The 23,406-nt window shown below is 64.0% G+C and carries 19 protein-coding genes; 11 read left to right on the top strand and 8 right to left on the bottom strand.

The window, feature by feature from the left end; genetic code table 11:
• Positions 1 to 1,029 precede the first annotated feature (1,029 nt).
• From brnQ to B097_RS0101475, 5 genes are all read right to left on the bottom strand, one after another.
• Complete coding sequence (gene brnQ / locus B097_RS0101495) at positions 1,030 to 2,406, bottom strand: branched-chain amino acid transport system II carrier protein (RefSeq protein WP_018580766.1); 1,377 nt, start codon at positions 2,404 to 2,406, stop codon at positions 1,030 to 1,032.
• A gap of 94 nt (positions 2,407 to 2,500) precedes the next feature.
• Positions 2,501 to 3,589, bottom strand: coding sequence for a hypothetical protein (locus B097_RS0101490; protein ID WP_018580765.1), 1,089 nt, complete (start codon positions 3,587 to 3,589; stop codon positions 2,501 to 2,503).
• Positions 3,589 to 5,346: a maltose alpha-D-glucosyltransferase gene (gene treS / locus B097_RS0101485; RefSeq protein WP_018580764.1), complete on the bottom strand. Its 1,758-nt coding sequence runs from the start codon at positions 5,344 to 5,346 to the stop codon at positions 3,589 to 3,591. Before treS ends, B097_RS0101490 begins: the two co-directional genes overlap by 1 nt.
• 10 nt (positions 5,347 to 5,356) lie before the next feature.
• Positions 5,357 to 6,493, bottom strand: coding sequence for a MalY/PatB family protein (locus B097_RS0101480; RefSeq protein ID WP_018580763.1), 1,137 nt, complete (start codon positions 6,491 to 6,493; stop codon positions 5,357 to 5,359).
• Positions 6,494 to 6,503: 10 nt separating this feature from the next.
• A complete protein-coding gene (locus tag B097_RS0101475; RefSeq protein ID WP_018580762.1) occupies positions 6,504 to 8,396 on the bottom strand; it encodes an ABC transporter ATP-binding protein in 1,893 nt (630 codons plus the stop codon).
• Between the two features lie 94 nt (positions 8,397 to 8,490).
• Here B097_RS0101475 and B097_RS0101470 point away from each other — a divergent pair, with 94 nt between their 5' ends.
• Both B097_RS0101470 and idi read left to right on the top strand, forming a co-directional pair.
• On the top strand, positions 8,491 to 9,066 hold the full coding sequence (locus B097_RS0101470; protein WP_018580761.1) for a hypothetical protein: 576 nt from the start codon (positions 8,491 to 8,493) through the stop codon (positions 9,064 to 9,066).
• Positions 9,067 to 9,076: 10 nt separating this feature from the next.
• Positions 9,077 to 9,631 (top strand): isopentenyl-diphosphate Delta-isomerase, encoded by a 555-nt coding sequence (idi, locus tag B097_RS0101465; protein WP_018580760.1) that lies wholly within the window; start codon positions 9,077 to 9,079, stop codon positions 9,629 to 9,631.
• Position 9,632: 1 nt separating this feature from the next.
• Here idi and B097_RS0101460 read toward each other — a convergent pair whose 3' ends face one another.
• Positions 9,633 to 10,757: a phosphotransferase gene (locus tag B097_RS0101460; RefSeq protein ID WP_018580759.1), complete on the bottom strand. Its 1,125-nt coding sequence runs from the start codon at positions 10,755 to 10,757 to the stop codon at positions 9,633 to 9,635.
• A 59-nt stretch (positions 10,758 to 10,816) separates the two neighbouring features.
• Positions 10,817 to 12,112, bottom strand: a complete 1,296-nt coding sequence (locus tag B097_RS0101455) for a carboxylesterase family protein (protein WP_018580758.1) — start codon at positions 12,110 to 12,112, stop codon at positions 10,817 to 10,819.
• Positions 12,113 to 12,132: 20 nt separating this feature from the next.
• On the opposite strand from B097_RS0101455, the gene B097_RS0101450 reads away from it, so the two are divergent.
• The 3 genes from B097_RS0101450 to B097_RS13540 are packed head-to-tail and all read left to right on the top strand — an operon-like array spanning position 12,133 to position 14,426.
• Positions 12,133 to 14,103: a M3 family metallopeptidase gene (locus B097_RS0101450; RefSeq protein ID WP_018580757.1), complete on the top strand. Its 1,971-nt coding sequence runs from the start codon at positions 12,133 to 12,135 to the stop codon at positions 14,101 to 14,103.
• Entirely contained in the window at positions 14,104 to 14,274 is a 171-nt protein-coding gene (locus tag B097_RS13430) for a hypothetical protein (protein ID WP_018580756.1), read from the top strand.
• 11 nt (positions 14,275 to 14,285) lie between these two features.
• Positions 14,286 to 14,426 carry a hypothetical protein gene (locus tag B097_RS13540; RefSeq protein WP_018580755.1) on the top strand — a complete coding sequence of 47 codons (141 nt, stop codon included), beginning with the start codon at positions 14,286 to 14,288 and terminating at the stop codon, positions 14,424 to 14,426.
• 5 nt (positions 14,427 to 14,431) lie between these two features.
• Here the strand turns inward: B097_RS13540 and malQ are convergent, their stop codons facing one another.
• On the bottom strand, positions 14,432 to 16,576 hold the full coding sequence (malQ, locus tag B097_RS0101435) for a 4-alpha-glucanotransferase (RefSeq protein ID WP_051078007.1): 2,145 nt from the start codon (positions 16,574 to 16,576) through the stop codon (positions 14,432 to 14,434).
• A 140-nt stretch (positions 16,577 to 16,716) separates the two neighbouring features.
• Between malQ and B097_RS0101430 the strand changes: the two genes are divergently transcribed.
• The 6 genes from B097_RS0101430 (at position 16,717) to B097_RS0101405 (ending at position 23,406) form a co-directional block, all read left to right on the top strand.
• Positions 16,717 to 18,561: an AMP-dependent synthetase/ligase gene (locus B097_RS0101430; protein WP_018580753.1), complete on the top strand. Its 1,845-nt coding sequence runs from the start codon at positions 16,717 to 16,719 to the stop codon at positions 18,559 to 18,561.
• Positions 18,562 to 18,671: 110 nt separating this feature from the next.
• Positions 18,672 to 19,343, top strand: coding sequence for a hypothetical protein (locus tag B097_RS0101425; protein WP_018580752.1), 672 nt, complete (start codon positions 18,672 to 18,674; stop codon positions 19,341 to 19,343).
• 30 nt (positions 19,344 to 19,373) lie between these two features.
• Positions 19,374 to 20,489: a radical SAM family heme chaperone HemW gene (gene hemW / locus B097_RS0101420; protein ID WP_018580751.1), complete on the top strand. Its 1,116-nt coding sequence runs from the start codon at positions 19,374 to 19,376 to the stop codon at positions 20,487 to 20,489.
• Between the two features lie 37 nt (positions 20,490 to 20,526).
• Complete coding sequence (hrcA, locus tag B097_RS0101415; RefSeq protein ID WP_018580750.1) at positions 20,527 to 21,543, top strand: heat-inducible transcriptional repressor HrcA; 1,017 nt, start codon at positions 20,527 to 20,529, stop codon at positions 21,541 to 21,543.
• Positions 21,544 to 21,561: 18 nt separating this feature from the next.
• On the top strand, positions 21,562 to 22,698 hold the full coding sequence (dnaJ, locus tag B097_RS0101410) for a molecular chaperone DnaJ (RefSeq protein WP_018580749.1): 1,137 nt from the start codon (positions 21,562 to 21,564) through the stop codon (positions 22,696 to 22,698).
• Positions 22,699 to 23,406 carry a 16S rRNA (uracil(1498)-N(3))-methyltransferase gene (locus B097_RS0101405; RefSeq protein WP_018580748.1) on the top strand — a complete coding sequence of 236 codons (708 nt, stop codon included), beginning with the start codon at positions 22,699 to 22,701 and terminating at the stop codon, positions 23,404 to 23,406. It begins immediately after the preceding gene.

Below are 23,406 nucleotides of genomic sequence, written 5' to 3'. Positions count from 1 at the left end.
GCGCAAGCAGCGCGATGCCCGCGAGCATGCCACCACCAACCAGTTAGGCTTCGAGCGCCTGCATGCTATCGAAAGGGTCGTCGCCAGGCTTCACGACGACACCAAAGCCTGGGCACTACGCCGCGACTTAACACGCTATGGCGGCACCCACTACGGCTTTGCTGCNTATGCGCGTGAAAAACTCGAGCACTATAACTGCGACGCCGAAGAAGAAACACCCAAACCAAGCTTCAAAGTCACCTCGCACCCACCCACCGGGGATGCCTCAATGAACCTGCGTGGCGATGCCGCCACGATCCGCGAGTTCGAACACCAGATCCGCGAACGCGCCACCACCGATGAAACCACCACCGCCGAAGCCGCCATCGCCACCCTTGGTGACCTACTCAACGGCACCAGCACCGGCTCAGCGAACTACACCATGAAAGTCTTAGTCTGGCTCGATGACCTGGCAGCACTACTGGACGGGGAATCGTCTGACCCNACCGTGGTCACCACNACNGGGGCGACTATGACACTGACCCAGGCGTTGGCGAANAAGATCAATCCCACTCTCGAGATTGTGGGGCTGACCCCTGCCCATGGNGCGATCGGACTGGCCTATGCCAACAANCCNCTGGGTGGGTGGGATAACACGATCAATACCCGGGCGGAGTTAGAAGCCGAACAAGCCCGCCNGNTNCNNGCCGGTGAACCACCGATACCTGCGGAGGCAGTCGAGAAAGCCTTATCACGATACGGCAGTGCCAAAGACCGAGCGTTGTTGGAAGCCAACCAGACGGTGTGTGCTGGGTTGGGCTGTAGTGTGCCGGCGGCGTATTGCGAGATCAACCACAATATCCCCTTCTCGAAGGGTGGGTTGAGTGTGTTGTCGAATATGTGCCTGCTGTGCCCGTACCACAATGGTAAAGCCGGTGACCAGCAGCATTACAGCACGAGTGGCGGGATAGCGTACCGGATTCTGCCCGGTGGCGAGGTGGTGGCCAATGACCACCCGTTGGCCGGGCTATCCCCACCCAGGCTTCGTCGTTAAGCGGTTGCCCGGGCGAGGAAGGAGCGATTGTCGGCAGGCGCCTCGCGCTTCTGCACGAAGTCCAGCACAAGGCCGATCACGAAGCCGACCACGACGGGCAGGACCCAGCCGAGGGAGAGGTCCTGCATCGGCGCCCAGCCGACCAGTGGCGTCAGCAGGTCGGCGCCCCAGCCGAGCGAGATGAACACGGTGATGGCGGACCAGATGACAGCGACCCAGATCGGCACCCGGTACGCCCAGTAGAAGTACACGTTATTGCGGAACAGCGGCTCGATCAGCGCGACGAAAATCAGGGTGATCGCCGGCGGGTACAGGAACGTGATCACAGGCGCAGCGACGGACATGACAGTGTTCAGACCCTGGGTAGCCATCAGGATCGACGCGACCGTGAAGATAACCGCCCACGCCTTGTAGGACACGCCCGGGAAGATGGTGTTGAAGAACTCCGAGGTGGACGTGATCAGGCCGACCGCCGTGGTCAGGCATGCCAGCAGCACGATGAGGGCGAAGACGATCTGGCCGGGCTGGCCCATGGTCTGCAGGGCGGCGTCGGCAAGCAGGGGCGCGCCGTTTTCGTACTGGCTGCCGTCCTCGATGACCTGGCCGATCACGCCCAAGCCGAGGTAGATGGCGGCGAGCAGCAGGCCCGCGCCTAGGCCGGCGAGGATGGTGCCCTTGACTAGCGGTGCGCCTTCAGGCACGCCCCTGTAGCGCAGGGTGGAAATCACGACGATGGAGAAGGCCAACGCCGCGATGGAGTCCATCGTCAGGTAGCCCTCGAGCAGGCCGGTGGCGAAAGGCGCGGTTTCGAACTTTTCGGTCGGCGCGGCCGGTTCGCCGTTCATGGTGGTCACGGACAGGGTGATCAGGACAGCCAGCAGGATCGCCAGGATCGGGGTGAGGTAACGCCCGAGCGTATCGACGATCTTATTGGGGTTCCACGACAGCGCCAGCGCGACACCGAAGAACAAAAGGTTGAACACGCCGGAGGCCAGCAGCGAATCCCAGCCGGTCAACGGGGTGATTGCGGTTTCAAAGGACACGGCACCGGTACGCGGCAGGGCGTAGAACGCACCAATGGAGAGGTAGGCCAGGATCGGGAAGAAAATGCCGAAGATGACGCCACCGCGGCGGGCCAGGTCGCGCACGTTGTTACCGGACAGCGCAATCGCGATCACGGCCAGCACGGGAAGCAGCACGCCGGTGCCGAGGAAGCCGAGGATGGCCGGCAAGAAGCTTGTGCCCGCTTCGACACCGATCATCGGCGGGAAGATTAGGTTGCCCGCTCCGAAGAACATCGAAAAGAGCATGAGAGCCGTCACCACAATGGTGACGAACCCGGTTTTGTTCGCGGTTGTCGGGGTCGTCGACATGCCGCACCTCCAGTAACGTGTTGTGAACCAAAAATTTTGTTCCACATAACACTAGTACTGCAGGTGCGGTCACCAGAACTGGGGGTGACCTAGGTTACCCCTGTAAAAGTTCTGTGATCGCCTTCAAAGGGATGTGGACCCAGTCGGGCCGGTTGTTGGCTTCGTACACAACTTCGTACGCGGCCTTGTCGACGATATACGCAGCTAGCAACGCGCTAGCGTCCGCGTCCGCGCCCGCAAGATAGGCATCAACCATCTCGCGCTCCCACTCCGCACCGTGGCCTCCCATGGCGGCGGCGTATCCGAAGGAGCGCACCATGCCGGCCACATCCCGCAGCCGATGGTCCGGCAGCACACGCCGCGCCAATGGCCGCGCCGGCTCGCCCTCGAAGTCGATCAGGTACCACCGGTCGGCGTGCAGCGTCTGGCCCAGGTGCAAATCACCGTGCACACGCTGAATTGTGGCCTCGCCCGCGCCCGCAGCGGCGTCGTACAACTCCCGGATGGCCGGCTCGTGCGCACGCAGGGCTTCTGCCTGCGGCAACAGTTCGTCTAAGTGAGCATGAAGCTTATCGACGATCGCCTCTGTGCTCACCTGCTCGGTGGGGAACTCGTCGGCAAGCGCCTCATGCACCGTGCGTGTGGCCTCGCCGAGCGCGCGGGCATGGTCGGTGAAGTCGGTGGTGGCGCGGGCGAGGTCAAAACCATCGACGCCGCCGACGATACGCTGCTGCATCATCGCCAGGGTGCGGCCGTCGCGGGTGAGCCAGCCACGCACGCCGGCCACGTTGGGGCAGTCGCCGATCACGCTGAGCAGCTCCACGTCGGGGTTCAGGCCGTCTTCGAGTTTGCGGAAGACCTTGACCACCCACTGCTTATCGACGATGAGGTTGGTGTTGGATTGCTCCACACCCATGGGCACTGCGCGCGTGCCGACGAAATCCCCATGCACCTCCCCAAAATCGGCGCGGTGCTCCCACCAGGCCTGGGCACCTGCTTCGGTGTTGAGCTGGTCGCGGTCCGAGTGCTCGTCGGCAAGCACCTGGTATGTGTCGGTGGTGCCACCGTGGGCGACGTCGAGCAACTGCCACGTGTAAATGCCGGCGGGTTGGGAGGCGGCGACGGTGATCTCGTCGATTGGCTCCGTTTTTGCCCCGTAGAAACGTTCCTTGGCTAGATCCATTAGTTGCTCCTGGAGATGTCGAACCAGAAGAAACCGTGGGGCCCAAGGGTGACCAGCCAGGGCAACTCGCCGATCGTCGGAAAGTACTCGCCGCCGGACAGCTCGCGCGGGGTGACGCCGTTGAACTCGCCTAGGTGCATCTCCACGGCCTGCGGGCGCGAGGTCATGTTGTTGATGCACAGGATGTCCTCGCCCTCGTACTCGCGGATGAAGGCGAGCACGCCCGGGTTCTCGTGGTGGACGAACTTCAGCGAGCCGCGGCCGAACGCCTTGTACTGCTTGCGGATGTGCACCTGCTGGCGCACCCAGTGCAGCAGCGAATTATCGCGCGACATCTGGGCCTCCACGTTGGCGGCCTGGAAACCGTACTGATCGTTGCGGATCGCCGGCAGGTAGAGGCGCTCGGGTTCGACGCGGGAGAAGCCGCCGTTGCGGTCATTGGACCACTGCATGGGGGTACGCACGCCGTCGCGGTCGGGCAGCCAGATGTTGTCGCCCATGCCGATCTCATCGCCGTAGTACAAAAATGGAGAGCCCGGCAGGGACAGCAAGATGGCGTGGGCCAGCTCGATGCGCCCGCGGTGGCCGCCCAGCAGCGGGGCGAGGCGGCGTCGGATGCCCACGTTGGCCTTCATCCGGGGTTCCGCGGCGAAGTTTTCGTACATGTAGTCGCGCTCGTCGTCGCTGACCATCTCGAGGGTGAGCTCGTCGTGGTTGCGCAGGAACATGCCCCACTGCGCGGACTCCGGGATCGCAGGCGTTTCGTTCAGGATGTCGATGATCGGCGCCGCGGACTCCTGGTGCAGGCCCATGAAGATGCGCGGCATGACGGGGAAGTGGAACGCCATGTGGCATTCGTCGCCGCCGGCCTCCGAGTCGCCGAAGTAGGCCACCACTTCTTCGGGCAGCTGGTTGGCTTCGGCGAGCAGGAAGCGGCCGGGGTATTCTTCGTCGAACATGCGGCGCACGCGCTTGATGAAGTCGTGGGTTTCGGGCAGGTTTTCGCCGTTGGTGCCGTCGCGCTCAAACAGGTAGGGGATGGCGTCCAGACGGATGCCGTCCATGCCCAGGTCCAGCCAGAAGCGGATCACGTCCAAGATGGCGTCTTGGACTTCGGGATTGTCGTAGTTCAGGTCCGGCTGGTGGGAGAAGAAGCGGTGCCAGTAGTACTGCTTGCGCACCGGGTCGTAGGTCCAGTTGGACTCTTCGGTGTCGACGAAGATGATGCGCGCCTCGGAGTATTTTTCGTCGGTGTCGCTCCACACGTAGTAGTCGCCGTAGGGGCCTTTGGGGTCGCGGCGCGATTCCTGGAACCAGGGGTGCTGGTCGGAGGTGTGGTTGATGGGGAAGTCGGTGATGATGCGGATGCCGCGGCGGTGCGCCTGGTCGACCAGTTCGACGAAGTCTTCCACGGTGCCGAATTCGGGCAGGACTTTGCGGAAGTCGCGGATGTCGTAGCCGCCGTCGCGCAGGGGCGAGTCATAGAACGGTGGCAGCCAGATGGCGTCGATGCCCAACCACTGGATGTAGTCCAGCTTTTCCATCACGCCTTTGAGCGTGCCGGATCCGGTGTTGTCGGGGTCGTAGTACGCGCGCACGAGCAGTTCGTAGAAGACGGCGTCTTTGTACCATTCGGGGTCCGGCCGCTGCCAGGGCTCGTTTCCTGGCGCGGGGGCTGGGGTGTCAAAGTCGCCGGCGTCTGGCTCGACGATGCGGCCTTCGTTGTCAGTGTCCGATTGGTAAATTGTTTCGTCCATGCGTTCAAGGCTAGGCAATTGTGCGCACGGCTGCACCTATCCGGTCGATGGCGTCGCGCAAAATATCCGGACTCGTTGCGAAATTGAGACGTGCCTTGTGTTCGCCGCCGGGCCCGAAGCTGGTGCCTTCGTTCAACGCTACTTTCGCGTGTCGACGAAGCCATGTGGCCGGCTGCTTCTCGCGCAGGGCGGTCTCGGAGAAGTCGAGCAGCATGAGGTACGTGGCGGCGGGTTCGGTGAAGCGGATCCCGGGCACAGCTTCAGGTAGCTTGTCGACGAGCAACTGGCGGTTCTCACGCAGTTGGTTGAGCTGTTCTTCCAGCGACTCGGTGCCGTGGCGGTAACAGGCTTCTGCGGCGTACACGCCGAGGGTGCCGGTGCCATCTTTGGCCACACCGGTCAGCCTGTTCCAGGTTTTCATGTCCTCGTCGTTGGAGAAGATGATCTGCGCGCATTTGAGGCCGGCGATATTCCACGCCTTCGAGGTGGCGGTCACCGTGATGCAGACTTCGGCGGCGGTCTCGGAGACGTTGGCCGCGCACACATGGGAGCCGTCGAGCACGATGGGGGCGTGGATTTCGTCGACAAGCACCCGGGCGTCATAGCGGGCGGCCATGTCGGTGAGCTGGACCAGCTCATCGTGAGAGAAGGTGAAGCCCCACGGGTTGTTGGGGGCGGCGAGCAGGATGGAGCCGGCGCCCTGCTTGAAGGCCTGCTCGATCTCGTCGAAGTCTAGGCCCTCGGCGGTGGCGGAGACGTCGATGCGCTCGCGGCCAGCGGTTTCCGGCAGCTCCAAAAACGGCGGGTAGCTGGGCACCGGCACGATTACGGGGCTATCCGGGCGGGTGAAGTACTGGATGCCCAACAGCATGCCGCGCACCACGTCGGCGCAGGTGACCACGCGTGCCGGGTCGGGGCGCCAGCCGTAGCGCTGGGCATAAAAATCCGACAGTGCCTCCGGCAGGCCCGAGTTGGCCGGGGTGTAGCCGAAGGTCTCGTTGTCCACACACGCTTGGATCGCGTCCAGCACCGGCGCGGCGGTGGGGAAGTCGCTCTCGGCGATGAACAGCGGCAGGACGTCGTCGTCGAACTGCGTCCACTTTCGGGTGCCGCGGGCTTTCAGGGTCTCAAGGCTTGGAAACTGCATGGCCGACAGTTTAGTCAGCGCGCGTGGACCCTGTCGGCTCCTCGGCCTCGTCCTCCTCGTCGCCGGTGACGAAACCGAAACGCTTTAACCTGGCACGGTCGGCCTCTGAGGTGGATGCGGTCAGCTGCAAAAGCTCTGAATAAATTCCGCCGGAGACCGCCAAATCCTCCGGGGAGCCGATCTCATCGATCCGCCCATCATCAAGCGTGATGATGGTGTCCACGTCGGCGATCGTCGACAAGCGATGCGCAATGATGATCGTCGTGCGGTCGCGCATCAGCTCGTTCAGGCCCGCCTGCACCTGGCGTTCAGACTTGTTGTCCAGGGCGGAGGTGGCCTCGTCGAGAAGCAGCAAAGGCGCGTCCTTCAACATGGCGCGGGCCACGGCGACGCGCTGCTTCTGGCCGCCCGACAGGCGCAGGCCGCGCTCGCCGATGACGGTGTCGTAGCCGTCCGGGAAGCCCATGATGAAGTCATGCGCGTTGGCGCGGCGGGCGACCTGCTCTACCTCCTCGTCGGTGGCGTCCGGCTTGCCGTAGGCGATGTTCTCGCGGATCGTGCCGGAAAACAGGTTCGGCTCCTGGAAGACCACGCCGACAGAAGCGCGCAGCTGCTCGTTGGTGAGCGTATCGACGTTATGCCCGCACACCGTGAGCTCGCCGCCATTGATGGGGTAGAGGCCCAACAGCAGGTTGATCACCGTGGACTTGCCGCCGCCCGATTCGCCGACCAGCGCCACGCGCTCGCCCTCACGCGCCGTGAAAGAGATATCGCGCAGCACCAACTCGTCGGGTTCGTAGCCGAAGGAGACATCGTCGAAACGCACCACGGGTGGCTGGGGTTCAAGTGGGGCCGGGTGCTCGTCGTTAAGCACTGGCACCCCGGAAGCCTCGGTGGCGGCGACGAGCTGCGCGTTTGCGGTGGGCTCGACGCGCTCGTCCATCACGCGGAAGTAGTCCTTGGAGCCGGCGATGGCGCGCTGGGCGGCGTCGACGATCCAGCTCATCATGAACACCGGCTGCTTCGCCATGTTCGTCAGCGTGATCAGCATGACCATGTCGCCGAGGGTGAAGCGGCTGTTCACGGTCTGCAGGAAGAGCAGCAGGTAGATGGCCAGGAAAATCACGTTCATGGCTGCGCCGCGGGCCGTGTCCATGCCGTGCCACCAGCGTGATTGCGGGCGGGTGATCTCGACGGTGCGGCCGTAGCGGCTGCCGAAATCGTCGAGCTCGCGGATCTCCGCGACGAAGGACTTGGTCACCTTGACCTGGCCGATGACCTCGGAGAACCGGCCGTTGGCGGCGTCGATCTCCGCGTTCTTCTCGCCCTCCATGCGCTGCCAGCGTTTCGACGTAAGCGCGGTGAGGTACATGTAGATCGGGAAGAGCGCTGCGAGCAGGAGGGTCAGCGGCCAGTAGTAGAACGTGGTGATCGCCAGCACCGCGATGACCTGCAGCATCATTGGAAGGAAAGAGTTCGACGCGGACTGGATGAACTGGGTCATCCCCGCGATGGAACGATCCAGGCGCGCGATCACGGTGCCGGTGATCTGCCCGTCGAAATAGCGCTGCGGCAGGGCCAGCAGCTTTGCGAAGTAGCGTGTTGACAGGATCTGGCGCAGGCGCATCGCCATCACGTCGCCGAAGTAGCCGCCGATATTCTGCGCCACGGTGGAGGCCAGGTCGGCGACGAACAGCGCGATGGACAGCCAGATGATCGTGCGCGTCACCGCGCCCGCCACGGTCTCACCGGAGACCACCGCGACGATCGTATCCGTCGCCTCACGCAGGATAAACGGGCTAACAAGCGCCAGCGCCGCCTGCACCGCGGCGAACACAATAATGGCAATGTATAAAGGCCACAGGGCAGAGGCGCTACGAAGGACACGGGAAAGGGACTGCATAAGATGTTGATGCTAACAACAACGCGGGTCCTGTGCACGCGGGTAGTCACTGACCGGCTAAAGTAGGCCACACGACGCGAACCGAAAGGTACCCATGGCTTTGAAGCTTTCCCGCGCAGTCGCGCTCCTCGCCGCGCTCAGCCTGGCGGCGGGGACAGTCGCGTGCGCTAACGACGACACGGTCGACGGCGACGCCGCCAACGGGGAAAACCCGATCACCCCGACCACCGGCGTGGCCACCACGGCGGAGGCCGCCGAGCCCGAGTTCGAAACACGCCAGGTGGATCCCATCGTCACCGACAAGATCGACGGCTCGCCTGTCGACGACCCCGGAATGGACCTCACCTTCCACTGGCAGGGCACTACCTACGCGCCCAACGGCGGCACCGTCGTCACGGTGGCCGTGGCCAATAACTCGAAGGTCCCCATGCCGCCCGAGGCGCTGGGCCAGCCCACGCTGCGCTACTCGCCGGGGTCTTCCTCCGATGCCACGACGGCCACCCCGATGAGTGCGGAGGCGGCCGGGATCGACGAGGTGGGGCTGGACCTGCCGCTGGGGCCGGGGGCGACGACGAACCTGCATTATGCCTTCGACGTGTCAACGGGCAACATATGGGATGCGGAGTTCACAATCGCGAACGTAACCTTCTCCGGCAACCTCAACAATTAAAGGAAAATCTGTGTCTGAACGCGTAGTACTTCTCGACGACAACGGCGCCGCCATCGGCGAGGCCGACAAGGCAGAGGTGCACACCACCGATACACCACTGCACCTCGCGTTTTCTGCCTGGGTGTTTGACGCGGAGGGCTCCTTGCTGATGACGCGCCGCTCCCTCGCCAAGAAAACCTTCGCCGGGGTGTGGACCAATAGCTTCTGCGGCCACCCGGCACCGGGCGAGGAGCTGGTTGCTGCGGTGCGCCGCCGTGCGCGCGAGGAGGTCGGCATCGCGGCGGACTATATCGCGGAGATCCGCGAGGTGATCCCGGACTTCCGTTATCGCGCGACCGACGTGGCCGGCATCGTGGAAAATGAAATCTGCCCCGTCTTCGTCGTCCGCCTGCATGAGGACGCGCTGATCGGACCGGAACCTAGCGAGATCGATGCCTACGTGTGGGCCGATCCCCGCAAGGTGCTGGCCACCGCCCAGACCACCCCGTGGGTCTTCTCCGACTGGATGGTCGGCGAACTCTTCGATCACCGCTTAAGCTCGGTCCTCTCAGGCGAGCAGCGCTAGGCTAGGCCTCCAAGCTGAGCATGCGCCGGCCCTGGAGGCGCTCGGCATCATTGGTGGCCTCGGCCAGCATGACAAGCCCGCGGTGCGCCATGCACGCCTTAAAGGTGGGCGTAATCTTGTCTTGGCCGTAGCCCTCGAGGAAGCTGCGCACCACGTTTTCGCACCACATCGGGTTGTCGGCACCGTGGGCGCGCAGCGAGCCGACAATACCCCCGATGTCGTCGGTCGGGCTGCGCAGCTCAGCAGCACCCGGGTAGGGCACTGACTCTTCGAAGTCGATGATGACCCACCGGCCTTCGTCGTAAAGCGTGACATCAAGCCGCAGGTTGCCGTGGATCCGCTGCACGGGGAACTCGTCCGGCATGTCGTCGATCAGGGCGGCGATCCGGCTGCGGTATTCCTCCAGGTGGGGGTGGTCGACGAGCAGGATGTTGAAGAGTTCCCACAGGTGGTCGCCCATGTAGTGCTTCGGTAGCGAGTCGGTGGGGAAAGCCATGGCCAGCGCGTCGTGCATGTAGCGCACCGTTTCGCCGAGCTTGATCAGGTCATTGTGCTCGTAGAAGCCGGCAGAGGAGTTCAGCTGGGCAATCTCGCTGCCCTTCTCACCGAGGTTGAAGCTTTCCACCGCGGACAACGTGTACGTCTGCCCGTCCAAGTCGATGGTGACGTGGCCCAGCAGGGAGGGGAAGTGGGGGCCGGAGAGCTGGGAGAGCAGCTCCACCTCGTCGTTGATGCCCTCCGGCAGGTAGTGGAAAATGCGCAGCAAGCAGTGCTCGCCGGTGGCCACGTCCGTCATGCGGAAGTTCAGGTTGGGGTTAGTCGGGTAGTCGACGCGCTCTAGGGTGTACCGGTCCGGCAGGTAGCCATGGAGCTCGGCGCCTTCGGTGAAAGGGATTCTCTTCACCCTGTTGCGCGCCAGCGCCTCGCTGACGACATCGGACATGTCCGTGCCGTCCTGGTTGAGGAAAATCTGGTAGGCGCCGGCGTGTGCCGTATCGACGAAATAGTGGTGCCCCGTTAAGAGGGGCAACTTTTTGATGGTGCGAACCTGAGGGTCATCCTTGCGATCTCCACGATAAAAAGGCTGCCTCCGCAGCCAGTCGCCGATTTCGGCCTCCTGGATCATGCAAAACTCCTTAGGTTCTTCGCGCTTCCCGCAGGTCAGGGCCCCTCCGGCCCTCTTTTTTAAGATTCCGTAGGAAGCTCTGTGAAAGAGTGCCGAATATACCCTAACGGGTTTTTACTTAACGTGTCATTTGTACCTGATAAGTCCACTTGGAGCACATTTTTGGCATCCGCCGCGTTGTATTCGGGCCAGCCAGGCTCCCCCGTTCGGGCGTAGTTAACCAACCAGGCATTAAGTCCATCGCCCGCAACATACGGATTGTTACCGAACAGGGGGCGGATATCGCGCGAGTGGTACGCGGGCGAGCGATCGTCGGCAAGCAACTCGGCTTGCCAAGTACGCCCCGGCGCGTGTTCGGCAACATGGTCGACCCAGCGGCGCACGGAGGCGTCGGTGACGAAGCGCCCGGCGAGGTGGCGCGGGTCGATCGCGCGGGCGTGCTCCAGCCAGTAGCTCGTCGTGTCGCGCTTGAGTCCCATGGCGGGCCCGAGCATGCGGACCATCGCGGCACCTTGGCCCAGCTTGTCGGCCTGGGCGGCGAAGGGCTGGGGATAGAATTCGTCGCGTGTCGACGACACCACCACGTCCACCTCCGCCATATCGCGGGGTGTGAGCGGCGCTGGGCCTAGCGCGATGTCCAGGATGTGGCGGGTGCGGAAGCGGTTATAGGCCGCTTTTCGACGAGCCCGTGATGCCTTCTCCATGTTGGCGCGGGTGGCCACCATGCCGAAGAAGGCGGTCTGCACGCCGGTGCGCCGCTGCTCATACGAGGCGCGGGGGAAACTGGGGCTCATGGCCACCACGCGCCGGAATGCGCCGCGGTAGTGGTCGCGCCGGGTCAGCCAGAGGGCGGCGGTGGCACCAGCGGACTGGCCGACGAGGGTGACGTTGGTGGGGTCGCCGCCGAAGGATTCGATGTTGTGCTGGATCCATTCGAGGGCGAGAGCGCAATCGTCGATGCCGCGGTAGTGGTTGGGTTCGTCGTCGTGGAAGCGGGCGAAGCCTTCGAAGCGGACGCGGTAGCCGATCTGGACCTGGATCACGCCCTGGATGGCGTTGGCGTAGCCGGTGGCGCGGGGGTCTTCGTGGGTGCCGTTTTCGAAGCGGCCGCCGTGGATGTAGACGATGACGGGGAGGTCGTCGAGATCGCGCGCGCTGGCGGGCCGGGTGATGGTGAGCGCGACCTTGTCGGGTTGCGGGGTGGTGGCGTCGATCAGTAGGCCGCGTTCGGCGGGGCGGGCATCGGCGAAGTCGCTGGGGATATGTGAGTAGGGCACGGAGTGGAAGATGTCCACGGTGCCGTCGGAACGGCCGATGATGGTGCCGGCGGGGCAGGTCACTTCAGCGTTGCGCATACCGCTGTAGTCTAGCCATTATGACAAACCCACTTCTTCAGCAATCCGAACTGCCGTATAATCTGCCGGACTTCGCTGCGATCACCGTGGCCGACGCAGACGCCGCTTTCCCCATCGCCCTGGAGCGCCACCGCGAGGAGATCGCGCAGATCCTTGCCGAAGAAGAGCCCACCTGGGCCAACACCGTGGAGGCCCTGGAGCTCTCCGGCGCGGACCTGGACCGTGTCGCATCCTGGTTCTTTAACCTGCAGGGCACCGACGGCGGCAAGGATTTCGACGACGTCGCCGACCGCTGGGTGCCGGAGCTGTCCGCCCATTCCGACGCGATCTACCAGAACGCGGAGCTCTACCGCCGCATCCAGGCCGTCACCGTGCCTGAGGACGAGGAGTCCCGCCGCCTCCACGACAAGCTGTTGCGCGCCTTCACCCGCCGCGGCGCCGACCTCGATCAGGCAGGCAAGGATCGCTTATCGACGATCAACCGGCGCCTTTCCGAGCTCTCCGAACTGTTTGGGCGCAACCTGCTTGCCGATACCACCGAGCTCGCCGTCCGTTTCGACTCCGCCGAAGAGCTAGCCGGGCTCTCGCAGGCGCGGATCGACGCGGCCAAAGAGGCCGATGGTGATGGTTACGTGCTGCCCATTGAACTGCCGACGACACAATCGGCGCAGTCGCAGCTGGAATCGTCGGAAAGCAGGCACAAGCTTTTCGACGCCTCACGCAAGCGCGGCCAGGACACCAACCGGGAGATCGTGCTGGAATCGGTGCGGCTGCGCCAGGAACGCGCGCAGCTGCTGGGCTATGACACGCACGCCGACTACGTGATCGCCGAGGAAACTGCAGGCAACGCCCAGGCCGCGCGCGACCTCATCGCCGACCTCGCGCCCGCGGCCGCCGCCAACGCCGAAGCAGAGCGCAAGCTGGCGGGCGAACTCGCCGGCGAAGAAGTAGACGGTGCCGACTGGCCCTACTGGCAAGCCCGCCGCGCGGAAGAAGAGCTCAACCTCGACGAAGCTGAGCTGCGCAAGTACTTCCCACTGGAGCAGGTGTTGCGCGACGGCGTCTTCTATGCGGCGAATAAATTGTATGGGGTGGTCGTCGAAAAGCGCGATGATCTGCGCGCCTACCGCGACGATGTAGACGTGTGGGAAGTACGCGAGGAATCCGGCGAGGGCCTGGGCCTGCTGCTGACGGACTATGGCGCGCGCGAGTCCAAGCGCGGCGGGGCGTGGATGAGCTCGTTCGTGGACCAGTCGCACTTGGCTGGCACGAAGCCCGTGGTGGTCAACGTGATGAGCGTGTCGGACCCGCTGCTATCCATCGACGAAGTGACCACCGTCTTCCACGAATTCGGGCACGCGCTGCACGGGTTGCTGTCCGATGTGCGTTACCCCAGCATGTCCGGCACGAACGTCCCGCGCGACTGGGTGGAATTCCCCAGCCAGATCAACGAAAACTACGCGTTTGCCCCGGAGATCGTGCGCAACTACGCCCGCCACGTGGACACCGGGGAAGTCCTACCCGACGCGATGCTGGATGCCGTGATCGCCTCGCGCAAGTTCGGCCAGGGCTTCGCGACCGCCGAGTATCTTGCCGCTGCCGCGATCGATCTTGCGTGGCATTCGCTTGCCGACGAGATCCCCGCCGACACCGACATCGCCGCATTCGAGGAGGAGGCCCTGGCCGCTGTGGGGCTGGACGTGGAAGGCCTGGAGCCGCGCTACCGCTCCACTTGGTTCAACCACATCTTCGCCGGCGGCTACTCGGCGGGCTACTACTCCTACCTGTGGGCCGAAGCGTTGGACGCGGACGGCTACGAGCTGGTCGCCGAACGCGGCATCAACCGCGAGACCGGCCAACTCTTCCGCGACACCATCCTCTCCCGCGGTGCGGCCAGCGATTATGCTGAGGCCTATGAGGCGTTCCGGGGCAGCGCGAAGGACGTGCGGCCGCTGCTGGTGCGCCGCGGGCTGGAAGGCGTAGAGGTTTAGATGGACCAACTGGTCGTAGGGCTGACCCAGGCCAGCCTCTGGGTGCAGGTGCCCGTGCTGCTGCTGGTGCTCATCCCGCTAGCGGTGCTGGGTGCGATTGTGTTGACCCGCGCGGTGGATTGGCTCGGCTGGGCAGGCCACCTGTTAGCTAGCAAACGCAAGAAGGATTAAGGTAAGCAACTATGGCCAACCCAGAAAAACTGCGTGAGCAGGATAAAAAGCTGCCGAAAGCCCGGCGCAAGTACCCACAGTCGCGCGTAACACAGGCGCTGTGGCTACTGCTGGCACTCGTTGTGATCGCCGGGCTGATCGGGCTGCTTTAGCGGAGCTAACGCCGCTTGGAGGCCTCCGCCACGCGCTGGAAGAGCTCCATCTTCTCAAGGTCCTCGAGCAGCACGGCTTCGCCGTCGCCGTCGGTCAGTGGTACGCACCAGTTCTGGTACTGCTCACGGTTAGTACCTGGCTGGTTCTGGATCCGGAGATCGCCCACCATGTCCACCAGATTGGTGCAGGTCAGGGCCGAAGGCGTGCCGGCAATGAACTTATTCAGGCCCACCAAGAGGTCCGATACCGCGCCACGATCATCACGCGGGCGCTCAGAGAACTCCACGTTTTCCAGCTCAGTGCCATCAAACACACCGGTCTCCCGCGCCACGTCGAGCACCTTGCCCTGCCATTCAACGTCTTCGGCGTCGACTTCCTCCACCGGCACGTCGAGCAGGTCCAGCTCATCGCGCAGCTCATTGTGCGCGCCAGCCAGGTACCCGGCGGTCGGCGGCAGGTCATGGGTGCCCACGCTCGACAGCGCAAGCGTGCGGTACTCATGCTGGCGGCGTGGCCCCTCCACGGTGGGGGAGCCCTCAAACCACAGCACCGACGTACCCATCACGCCACGGTCAGTCAACACGTCCTGCACCCACGGCTCGAAAGTGCCCAGGTCTTCGCCGACGACGACGGCCCCCGCGCGCTCTGCCTCTAGTGCCAAAACGCCCAGCATGGCCTCATGGTCATAGTTCATGTAGGTGCCGGTGGCGGGGAACTCCATGCGCGGCATCCAGAACAAACGGAACAGCCCCAGCACGTGGTCCACACGGATGCCGCCGGAGTTGCGCAGCACCGTGGCCAGCAGGTTCCGCCACGGGGTGTAGCCGGCCTCGGCCAGGCGCACCGGGTTCCATGGCGGCTGGGACCAGTCCTGGCCGCGCTGGTTGTAGTTGTCTGGTGGAGCACCCACCGAGGCATCGGGCACCAGCGCCTTGGCCAGGTTGTTTGCGTCGGCACCACCGGGGTGCACCCCCACAGCCAAGTCGGTCATGATCCCGATGTCCATGCCCGCATCCAGCGCACGCTGCTGGGCCGCCGCCAGCTGCTCATCGGCGAGGAACTGCAGCCACATGTAGAAGCGCTGCAACTGGGCCAGGTCCTCGTCGTCAAGCGCATAACGATGCTCCGCGTCCTGCTCCAACTCGCGGCGGGCGCACCACTCGGCGAAGTCCGCCAAGCCCTGGCCCTGCTCCTCGATGAAAGCCTCGAACTGGGCCAGGCGCGGCTCGGTGAACTCGGTATAAAACGCTTCGCGCAGCGCGGCCAGCTTCGCCTCATAGATGGGATTGCGCTCGATGAAATCGGCGGACTTGTTGGCGGCGCGCAGCTCGTCGGAAAGCGCTGTGACCTGCTCCGCAACATCGGCATCCACGCCCGAGAACTCCGGCACGTCCTCGACGCGGATGTAGATCGGATTGACGTAGCGGCGCGTCGTCGGCAAGTACGGCGAATCCTCCACCGGCGGGAAAGGCTCGGCAGCATGCACCGGGTTGATCAGCAAAAAGTCCGCGCCACGCTTCGCCAGGATCTCCGCCAGGTAGCCCAGATCGGCGAAATCACCCATCCCCCAGGACTGCTCGGAACGCACGGAGTACAGCTGCGCCATCACCCCATATACAGGCTTATCGACGAAACGGTCGGTCGTCGACAAGCGTTCCGGCGTAATAATCAACGTGGTCTCATGACGCGCGTCACCCGATTCCAGGTGCAGCGTGTGCCACCCCTGCGGCAGGTCGCCCGGGATGTGGAAGGTGGCCTCGCCCCAGGTCACGCCGTCAACCTCGACGGGCTGGGTCCAATTTTCATCCTGGTAGGCCTCGCGCCGGGAGCCGTCCTCCAGCTCGATCCATACGTGGGCCGGGGCGCCGTGGTGGACGTGGATATTGAACTGCTTTTCTACGCCTTCGACGCTGACCACGCTGGTCGGCAGCGGCCGCGAAGCCTCGCGCAGGCGGTGGCGTTCAAGCGCGTCGTTGAGCTCCTCGTCGGTCGGGTCGTCGGACAGCGACACGCCGATTGCGCGCAGCAACTTCACCAGAGTCTGCGCAGGTGGTGTCACCTGGTTGCCGTCGGAGCCGGTGTAGCTCGTCGACAAGCCGTAGGTGCTGGCAAGAGAATTTAGCAGGTCAACATTAATCACACGCCCCATCTTGCCAAAGAATGTCTTCGCATGTTGGCTTAGCCTGTTGAAGATCTTTGGGGCGCGTTGCGCCTAGAATCGCTCGGCACGGGCAACTAGGCTAGGGGGCTATAAAACAATCGATGTGACTATGAAAGTAGGCGGCCAGCATGACTTCCTCCGGTGAGATTTACGCAACCGAAGCCTCGTTTACGCTCGCGGAATCAGATAACTGCCTGTCCGCGATGGTGGGCCTGGCACGTTCCAACCCCCATTTGGTCCTGTTTACGCGCCCCCGCAACTATGACTGGGTGAACGTCACTGCCGGCGAGTTCCTCACCGAGGTCATCGAAACGGCCAAGGGCTTGATCGCGATGGGCGTGGAGGCCGGCGACCGCGTCGCGATGCTATCGACTACCCGCTACGAATGGCAGCTGATGGACTTCGCCATCTGGGCCGCCGGTGCTGCCAGTGTGCCCATCTACCCTTCGTCCTCCGACACCCAGATCCAGTGGATCATCGAGGACTCCGGCGCCGTCCTCGCCGTGACCGAATCGCGCGACAACACCGACTCCCTAGCGAACGTTTTGCTTAACGACGATGGGGTCGCACCTTTGACGGACTCGCCGACCAAGCTGCGCCGCGTCCTCGAATTCAACTCGGCAGCCGTAGACATGCTGAAGTTTGAGGGCCGCAACGTCGAGGACGCCGTGGTGGAGGAGCGCATGGCCGGCATCACGCACGAGTCCCTCGCTTCTTTGGTGTACACCTCCGGCACCACCGGCCGGCCGAAGGGCTGCTTCCTTACGCACAAGAACTGGATCCACCAGATCCGCGCGCTGCTGACGCACCCGATCGGCCAGATCGCGCATCCTGGCACCCGTGTGGTCACCTACCTGCCGCTGGCGCACGTGTTGGCGCGCGCGGTGGCGTTGGCCCTGGTGATCGGCGGGGCCACCCAGTCCCACTGGTCCGACACCTCCACGCTGACCATGGAGCTGCAGCGCTCCCGCCCGCACGTGGTCCTGGGCGTGCCGCGCGTGTTTGAGAAGGTGCGCAACGCGGCCTACAACAAGGCGGTCGACGGCGGCCCCATCAAGGGCGGCATCTTCCGCGCCGCTGAGGCCACCGCCATCGAGTACTCCCGCGCGCTGGACACCGAGGAAGGTCCGTCGCGCGCACTAGAGTTGCGCCGCAAGGTGGCCGACAAGCTGGTCTACTCCAAGATTAAGGACGCACTCGGCGGCCAAGTGGACTACTGCATCACAGGCGGGTCCGCGATGAGCCCCGAGCTAGGCCACTTCTTCCGCGGCATCGGCGTGCCTGCCTATGAGGGTTATGGGCTCACGGAGACCACCGCCGCAGCAGCCGTGAACTTTGGCAAGGAGACCAAGATCGGCTCCGTCGGCAAGCCCCTGGCCGGCTACGCCGCGCGTATCAGCGACGAAGGCGAAGTGATGATCAAGGGCGACGGTGTGTTCGAGGGCTACTACAACAACCCCGAAGCCACCGAGAAGGATCTGGTCGACGGCTGGTTCAACACCGGCGACTTGGGCGAGATCGACGAGAACGGCTTCATCACCATCACCGGCCGGAAGAAGGACCTGATCGTCACCGCGGGTGGCAAGAATATTTCCCCGCAGCCGATGGAGGAGATCCTGCGCCAGGATCCGCTGATTTCCCAGGCGCTCGTCGTTGGCGACGGCAAGCCGTATGTCGGCGTGCTGGTCACCCTGGACCCGGATGAGTTGACGCGCTGGAAGGCCACCCACAACATCCCTGAAAGCCGCGAGCTGAAGGATTTCGTCTCCGACCCAGCCCTGCGCGCTGAGGTCCAGGACGCGGTGAACATGGCCAACGCGACGGTCAGCCACGCGGAGCAGATCAAGAAGTTCTGGATCCTCGACCGCGACCTGTCGGAGGAGGAAAACGAGCTCACCCCAACCCTGAAGGTGAAGCGCAACGTGGTCTTCCAGCGCTTTGCCGACGATATCGAGAATCTGTACGCCCGCTAGGAATTCGCTTCGGCGCGCCTGCCATGCGGGCGTGCTGAGGTGGCCTAAAGTCTCATTGCGTAAGTCAAACTCTCAACCTTTACTTGAATGCCTTGAAGGGGGTCTCCACGGTGCAGAAAATCGCAGCTCAATTGCGTCACCGCGAGCTGACCCAGGAGATCTATAACATTGGCGACGAGGTTGCCGAATATATCGAGCATTTGGCCGAGGCGATCGCCGATTATGACCCCGAGTTGATTACGGACTGCCTCGCAGAGTTTGACGAAATCATCGACGACGCGCGTGCCGATTCTCGCCGCATCGTCGGCGAGCTGGTGGGCCTGCGCCAGGCGTTGACCTCGGGCGTGCGCGCTGGCGTGCTCTCCGCCTCAGCCTCCGATGAGGAGAAGATCCCCGAGCCGGAGCGCTTGGATGCCCCCGGTCTGGAGGAACTTTTCCCCATCCGTGCCGCGCTTTTGCGTGTCGACGATATCCACGCCGCCTTGGAGGCCCGCACTGAGCTTGTGGTCCAGCACTTGGGCGAGGTCGTCGACTATGTGCTGGAGCAGACCGAGATGGTGGCGCGCGAACTGGGCGTTGTATCGCTGCCGCACCTTTTTGCGCGTGTCGACGACACCGTGGTCCTCGCCGTGACCGGCTGGTTGGAGACAGTCGCCTCCGACCACCCAGCCTTTACCCGCACCATGCGGGGTTCGAACCCGCCGGCGTTCCTTGAAGAACGCGCCCGCATCGATGCGATCGTCGCGAAGGTGGCTGCGAAGCGTTCGCTGCGCGGGGCCTAGGTAGGCGCAGTCTCACCTACACTGGTGGGCATGTCTTTTGGCGTCTATGTCCATGTGCCCTTCTGCGCGACCCGTTGCGGGTATTGCGATTTCAATACCTATACCCCCAGTGAAACGGAAAGCAGCTACGCCCAGTACCTGGAAGCGCTGGAAAAAGAACTTGAGTTAGCCGCAGCCCACAGCCCGCACGCGGCCCAGACCGTCTTCATCGGCGGCGGCACCCCATCGCTGCTAGGGCATGAGGGCTTAGGCCGCGTGCTCACCGCGATCCGCAACACGATCGGCCTGGCCCCAGACGCCGAGGTGACCACGGAGTCCAACCCAGAAAGCACGGACCCGAAGTACTTCGCCGGCCTGCGCGAGGCGGGCTTTACGCGGGTGAGTTTGGGGATGCAATCGGCAAGCACGCCGATCCTCAAGGTGCTTGACCGCACCCACACCCCGGGCCGTGCGGTGGCGGCCGCCCAGGAAGCGCAACGCGCCGGCTTCGAACACGTCAACCTGGACATGATCTACGGCACGCCCACCGAGACCGAGGACGACGTGAAGCTGACCCTGGAGCACATCCTGCGCGCCGGCGTGGACCACGTCAGCGCCTACAGCCTGATCGTCGAGGACGGCACCGCGATGGCCCGCAAGGTCCGCCGCGGCGAGCTGCCCGCCCCCAGCGAGGACACATTCGCCGACCGCTACGAGCTCATCGCGCATACCCTAGAAGCCCAGGGCTTCGAGTGGTACGAGGTGTCCAACTGGGCCAAGCCGGGCGGGGAGTGTCAGCACAACCTGATCTATTGGCGCGGCGGCCGCTGGTGGGGCGCCGGCCCCGGCGCACACAGCTACATCGGCGACCAGCGCTTCTATAACGTCAAGCGACCGGAGCGTTACGCGCAGGTGCTTAACGACGATCAACTGCCCATCCAGGATTCCGAAACCATCACGGCGGACGAGCACCACATGGAACAGATCATGTTGGGGCTGCGGTTGAAGGAGGGGATCCCTGCTGAGTGGGTGGGGGAGGCAGCCATGCCCGTGGTGAAGCAGCACGAAGAGGCGGGCCGGTTGATCGTCGATAAGCGGATCCGTGTGACGAAGACGGGGCGGCTTCTGGCGGATGGAATTGTGACTGACATCCTGGCGGCGGAGTAATGTAGTGTTAGCAGTCAGTAAAGGAGAGTGCTAACTTATGGCGAGTGCGACGGAACGGCGCAGGCAAGCGGTGCTGCGAGCCATCGTGGCCGACTACATCGCGCTGCAAGAACCCGTCGGGTCAAAAGCGCTGGTCGAACGGCATGACCTGCAAGTCTCCAGTGCGACGATCCGCAATGACATGGCAGCCCTGGAAGAACAGGGCCTGATCCAACAACAACACGCCAGCTCCGGGCGCCTGCCCACCGAAAAAGGGTATCGGGCGTTCGTCGATACGCTGCACGAAGTCAAGCCGCTGAGCGCTGCGGAAAAACGCGCGATCGTGGACTTCATCGAGCGCGGCGTGGACCTAGAAGATGTGCTGCGGCGCTCGGTGCGGCTGCTGGCGCAGATCACCCGGCAAGCAGCGGTGGTGCAACTGCCCACCCTCAACGTGTCGCGGGTGAAGCACTGCGAAGTCGTTGCCCTGACACCGCGGCGCCTGCTGCTGGTGCTGATCACCGACGCCGGGCGCGTGGACCAGCGCAACGTGGAACTAGCGCGCGATATCGACGACGCCGCCGTCTTCGCGCTACGCGACATGCTCAACCAAGCGCTCGAGGGCAAAACGCTTGCCGACGCCTCCGCCTCCCTTGCGGAGCTGGCACTGGCGGCACCGCCGGAGATCGCGGACCACGTGATGCGGGCGGCCACCATACTGATCGACACGCTCGTCGAAAAGCCAAGCGACAGGTTGATCATCGCCGGGGCCGCGAACCTCACGCACATGCCGCGCGGCCTCCACGAGGTCATCGACGCCCTGGAGGAACAAGTGGTGGTGCTGAAACTGCTGGCCAACGTGCCAGATCTCGGCGGGGTACAGGTGCGCATCGGGCGCGAAAACGCTGAGGAAGGGTTGCGCGAGACCTCCGTGATTACGGCCGGATACGGCACCGATGGGGAAACTCTGGGCGGACTGGGGGTCCTCGGGCCAACCCACATGGACTATCCCGGTACGATTCAAAAGGTTGCAGCCGTTGCGCGCTATATTTCCAGCGTGCTGAATGGCGAATAGGAAAGGACGAAACTTACTGTGGCTCGTGATTACTACGGGATCCTTGGGGTGGACAAGAACGCCTCAGACGCGGAGATTAAAAAGACGTACCGCAAACTGGCGCGCAAGTATCACCCGGACGTGAACGACACCCCGGAGGCGGAAGAGCAGTTCCGCGAAATCTCGATCGCGCAGGAAGTGCTGCTGGATCCGCAGAAACGCCGCATCGTCGACATGGGCGGCGACCCCATGGAGCAGGCCCAAGGCGCGCCGGGCGGTGGCGGCTTCGGCGGCGGTGGTTTCGGCGATATCTTCGAAGCCTTCTTCGGCGGTGGCGCCGGCGGCCAGCGCGGTCCGCGTTCGCGCGTGCAGCCAGGCAACGATGCGCTGCTGCGCACCAGCATCACCCTGGAAGAAGCCTTCAAGGGTGTGAAGAAGGAAGTCACCGTGGACACCGCAGTGGTGTGTGATCGCTGCACCGGCTCCGGGTCCGAATCCAAGTCCAAGCCCGTCACGTGTGACAACTGCCAGGGCTCCGGCAGCGTGCAGGAAGTGCAGCGCTCCTTCCTGGGCAATGTCATGACGACGATGGACTGCCCCAAGTGTGACGGCTTCGGCGAAATCATTCCCGATCCGTGCACCAAGTGCAGCGGCCAGGGCCGTGTGCGTGAGCGCCGCGACCTGATCGTTAATATTCCAGCAGGTATTGCCGACGGCATGCGCATCCGCATGGCCGACCAGGGCGAGGTGGGCCACGGCGGCGGCCCTGCGGGCGACCTGTACGTGGAGATCACCACCCAACGCCACCCCGTCTTCATCCGCGAGGGCGATAACCTGCACATGAATATGCGCGTGCCCATGCTCGACGCAGCATTGGGCACCACGGTGCGCTCAACCGACCTCGCCGGTGAGGAGTTCGAGATCACCATCGACGCCGGCACCCAGCCAGGCGAACAGATCCTGTTGGAAGGCGAGGGCATGCCCCGCCTGCGCTCCGAAGGCCGCGGCAACCTGGTCGCGCATGTGCAGGTGACCATCCCCACCGACCTGGACGACAAGGGCCGCGCGGCGTTGGAGGACCTGCGCCGCCGCCGCGATGGCGACTACTCCGTCGTCGAGACCGAGGACGAGGACTCCGGCTTCTTCTCCCGCCTCCGCGACAGGTTCAAGCGCTAAATGTCCCTGCCTTACTTCATCACCGGCGCCCCGGAGTCCGGCCAGCTCGCCGGCCCGGAAGGTAAACACGCCGTCACGGTCAAGCGCATCGCCCCCGGCGAGCAGATCATACTCACCGACGGCAACGGCGCCTGGTCGCGCGTGGAAGTCACCGCCACCACCGGCAAGGACATGCTCACCGGCACAATCCTGGAGCAGGGGATCGACGAAGCGCCCACCCCGCGGGTCACCGTGGTGCAGGCCATCCCCAAATCCGAACGCGCCGAGCTAGCCGTGGACTTGGCCACCCAGGCCGGCGCGGACGCCATCATCCCGTGGATCTCACACCGCACCATCGCCCGCTGGCAGGGCGCGAAGGTGGCCAAGAACGTGGAGAAGTGGCAGAACACCGCCCGCGAAGCAGCGAAGCAGTCCCGCAGAACCTTCATTCCGCAGGTCTTATCGCCCTTAACGACGAACCAATTGCGCGAGGTGATCGTCGATAAGCAAGCCTATGTCCTGCACGAAGACGCAACCCAGTCGATCCGCGACGTGGAGCTTGCCGACGACATCGTGCTGATCGTTGGGCCGGAAGGTGGGATTGGGGCCGAAGAACTGGAGCTGCTGGGCGCTACTTCGGTGCGGCTGGGGCCGGAGGTGCTGCGCACGGCCACCGCGGCGGCGCTGGGTCTGGCGGCCATCGGGGTGCTCAGCGGGCGCTGGACCTAA

The organism is Corynebacterium pilosum DSM 20521 = CIP 103422, assembly GCF_000373805.1.
GTDB lineage: Bacteria > Actinomycetota > Actinomycetes > Mycobacteriales > Mycobacteriaceae > Corynebacterium > Corynebacterium pilosum.
Note: the sequence above shows the minus strand (reverse complement) of the source record. Positions and strands in the feature narration are given on the sequence as shown.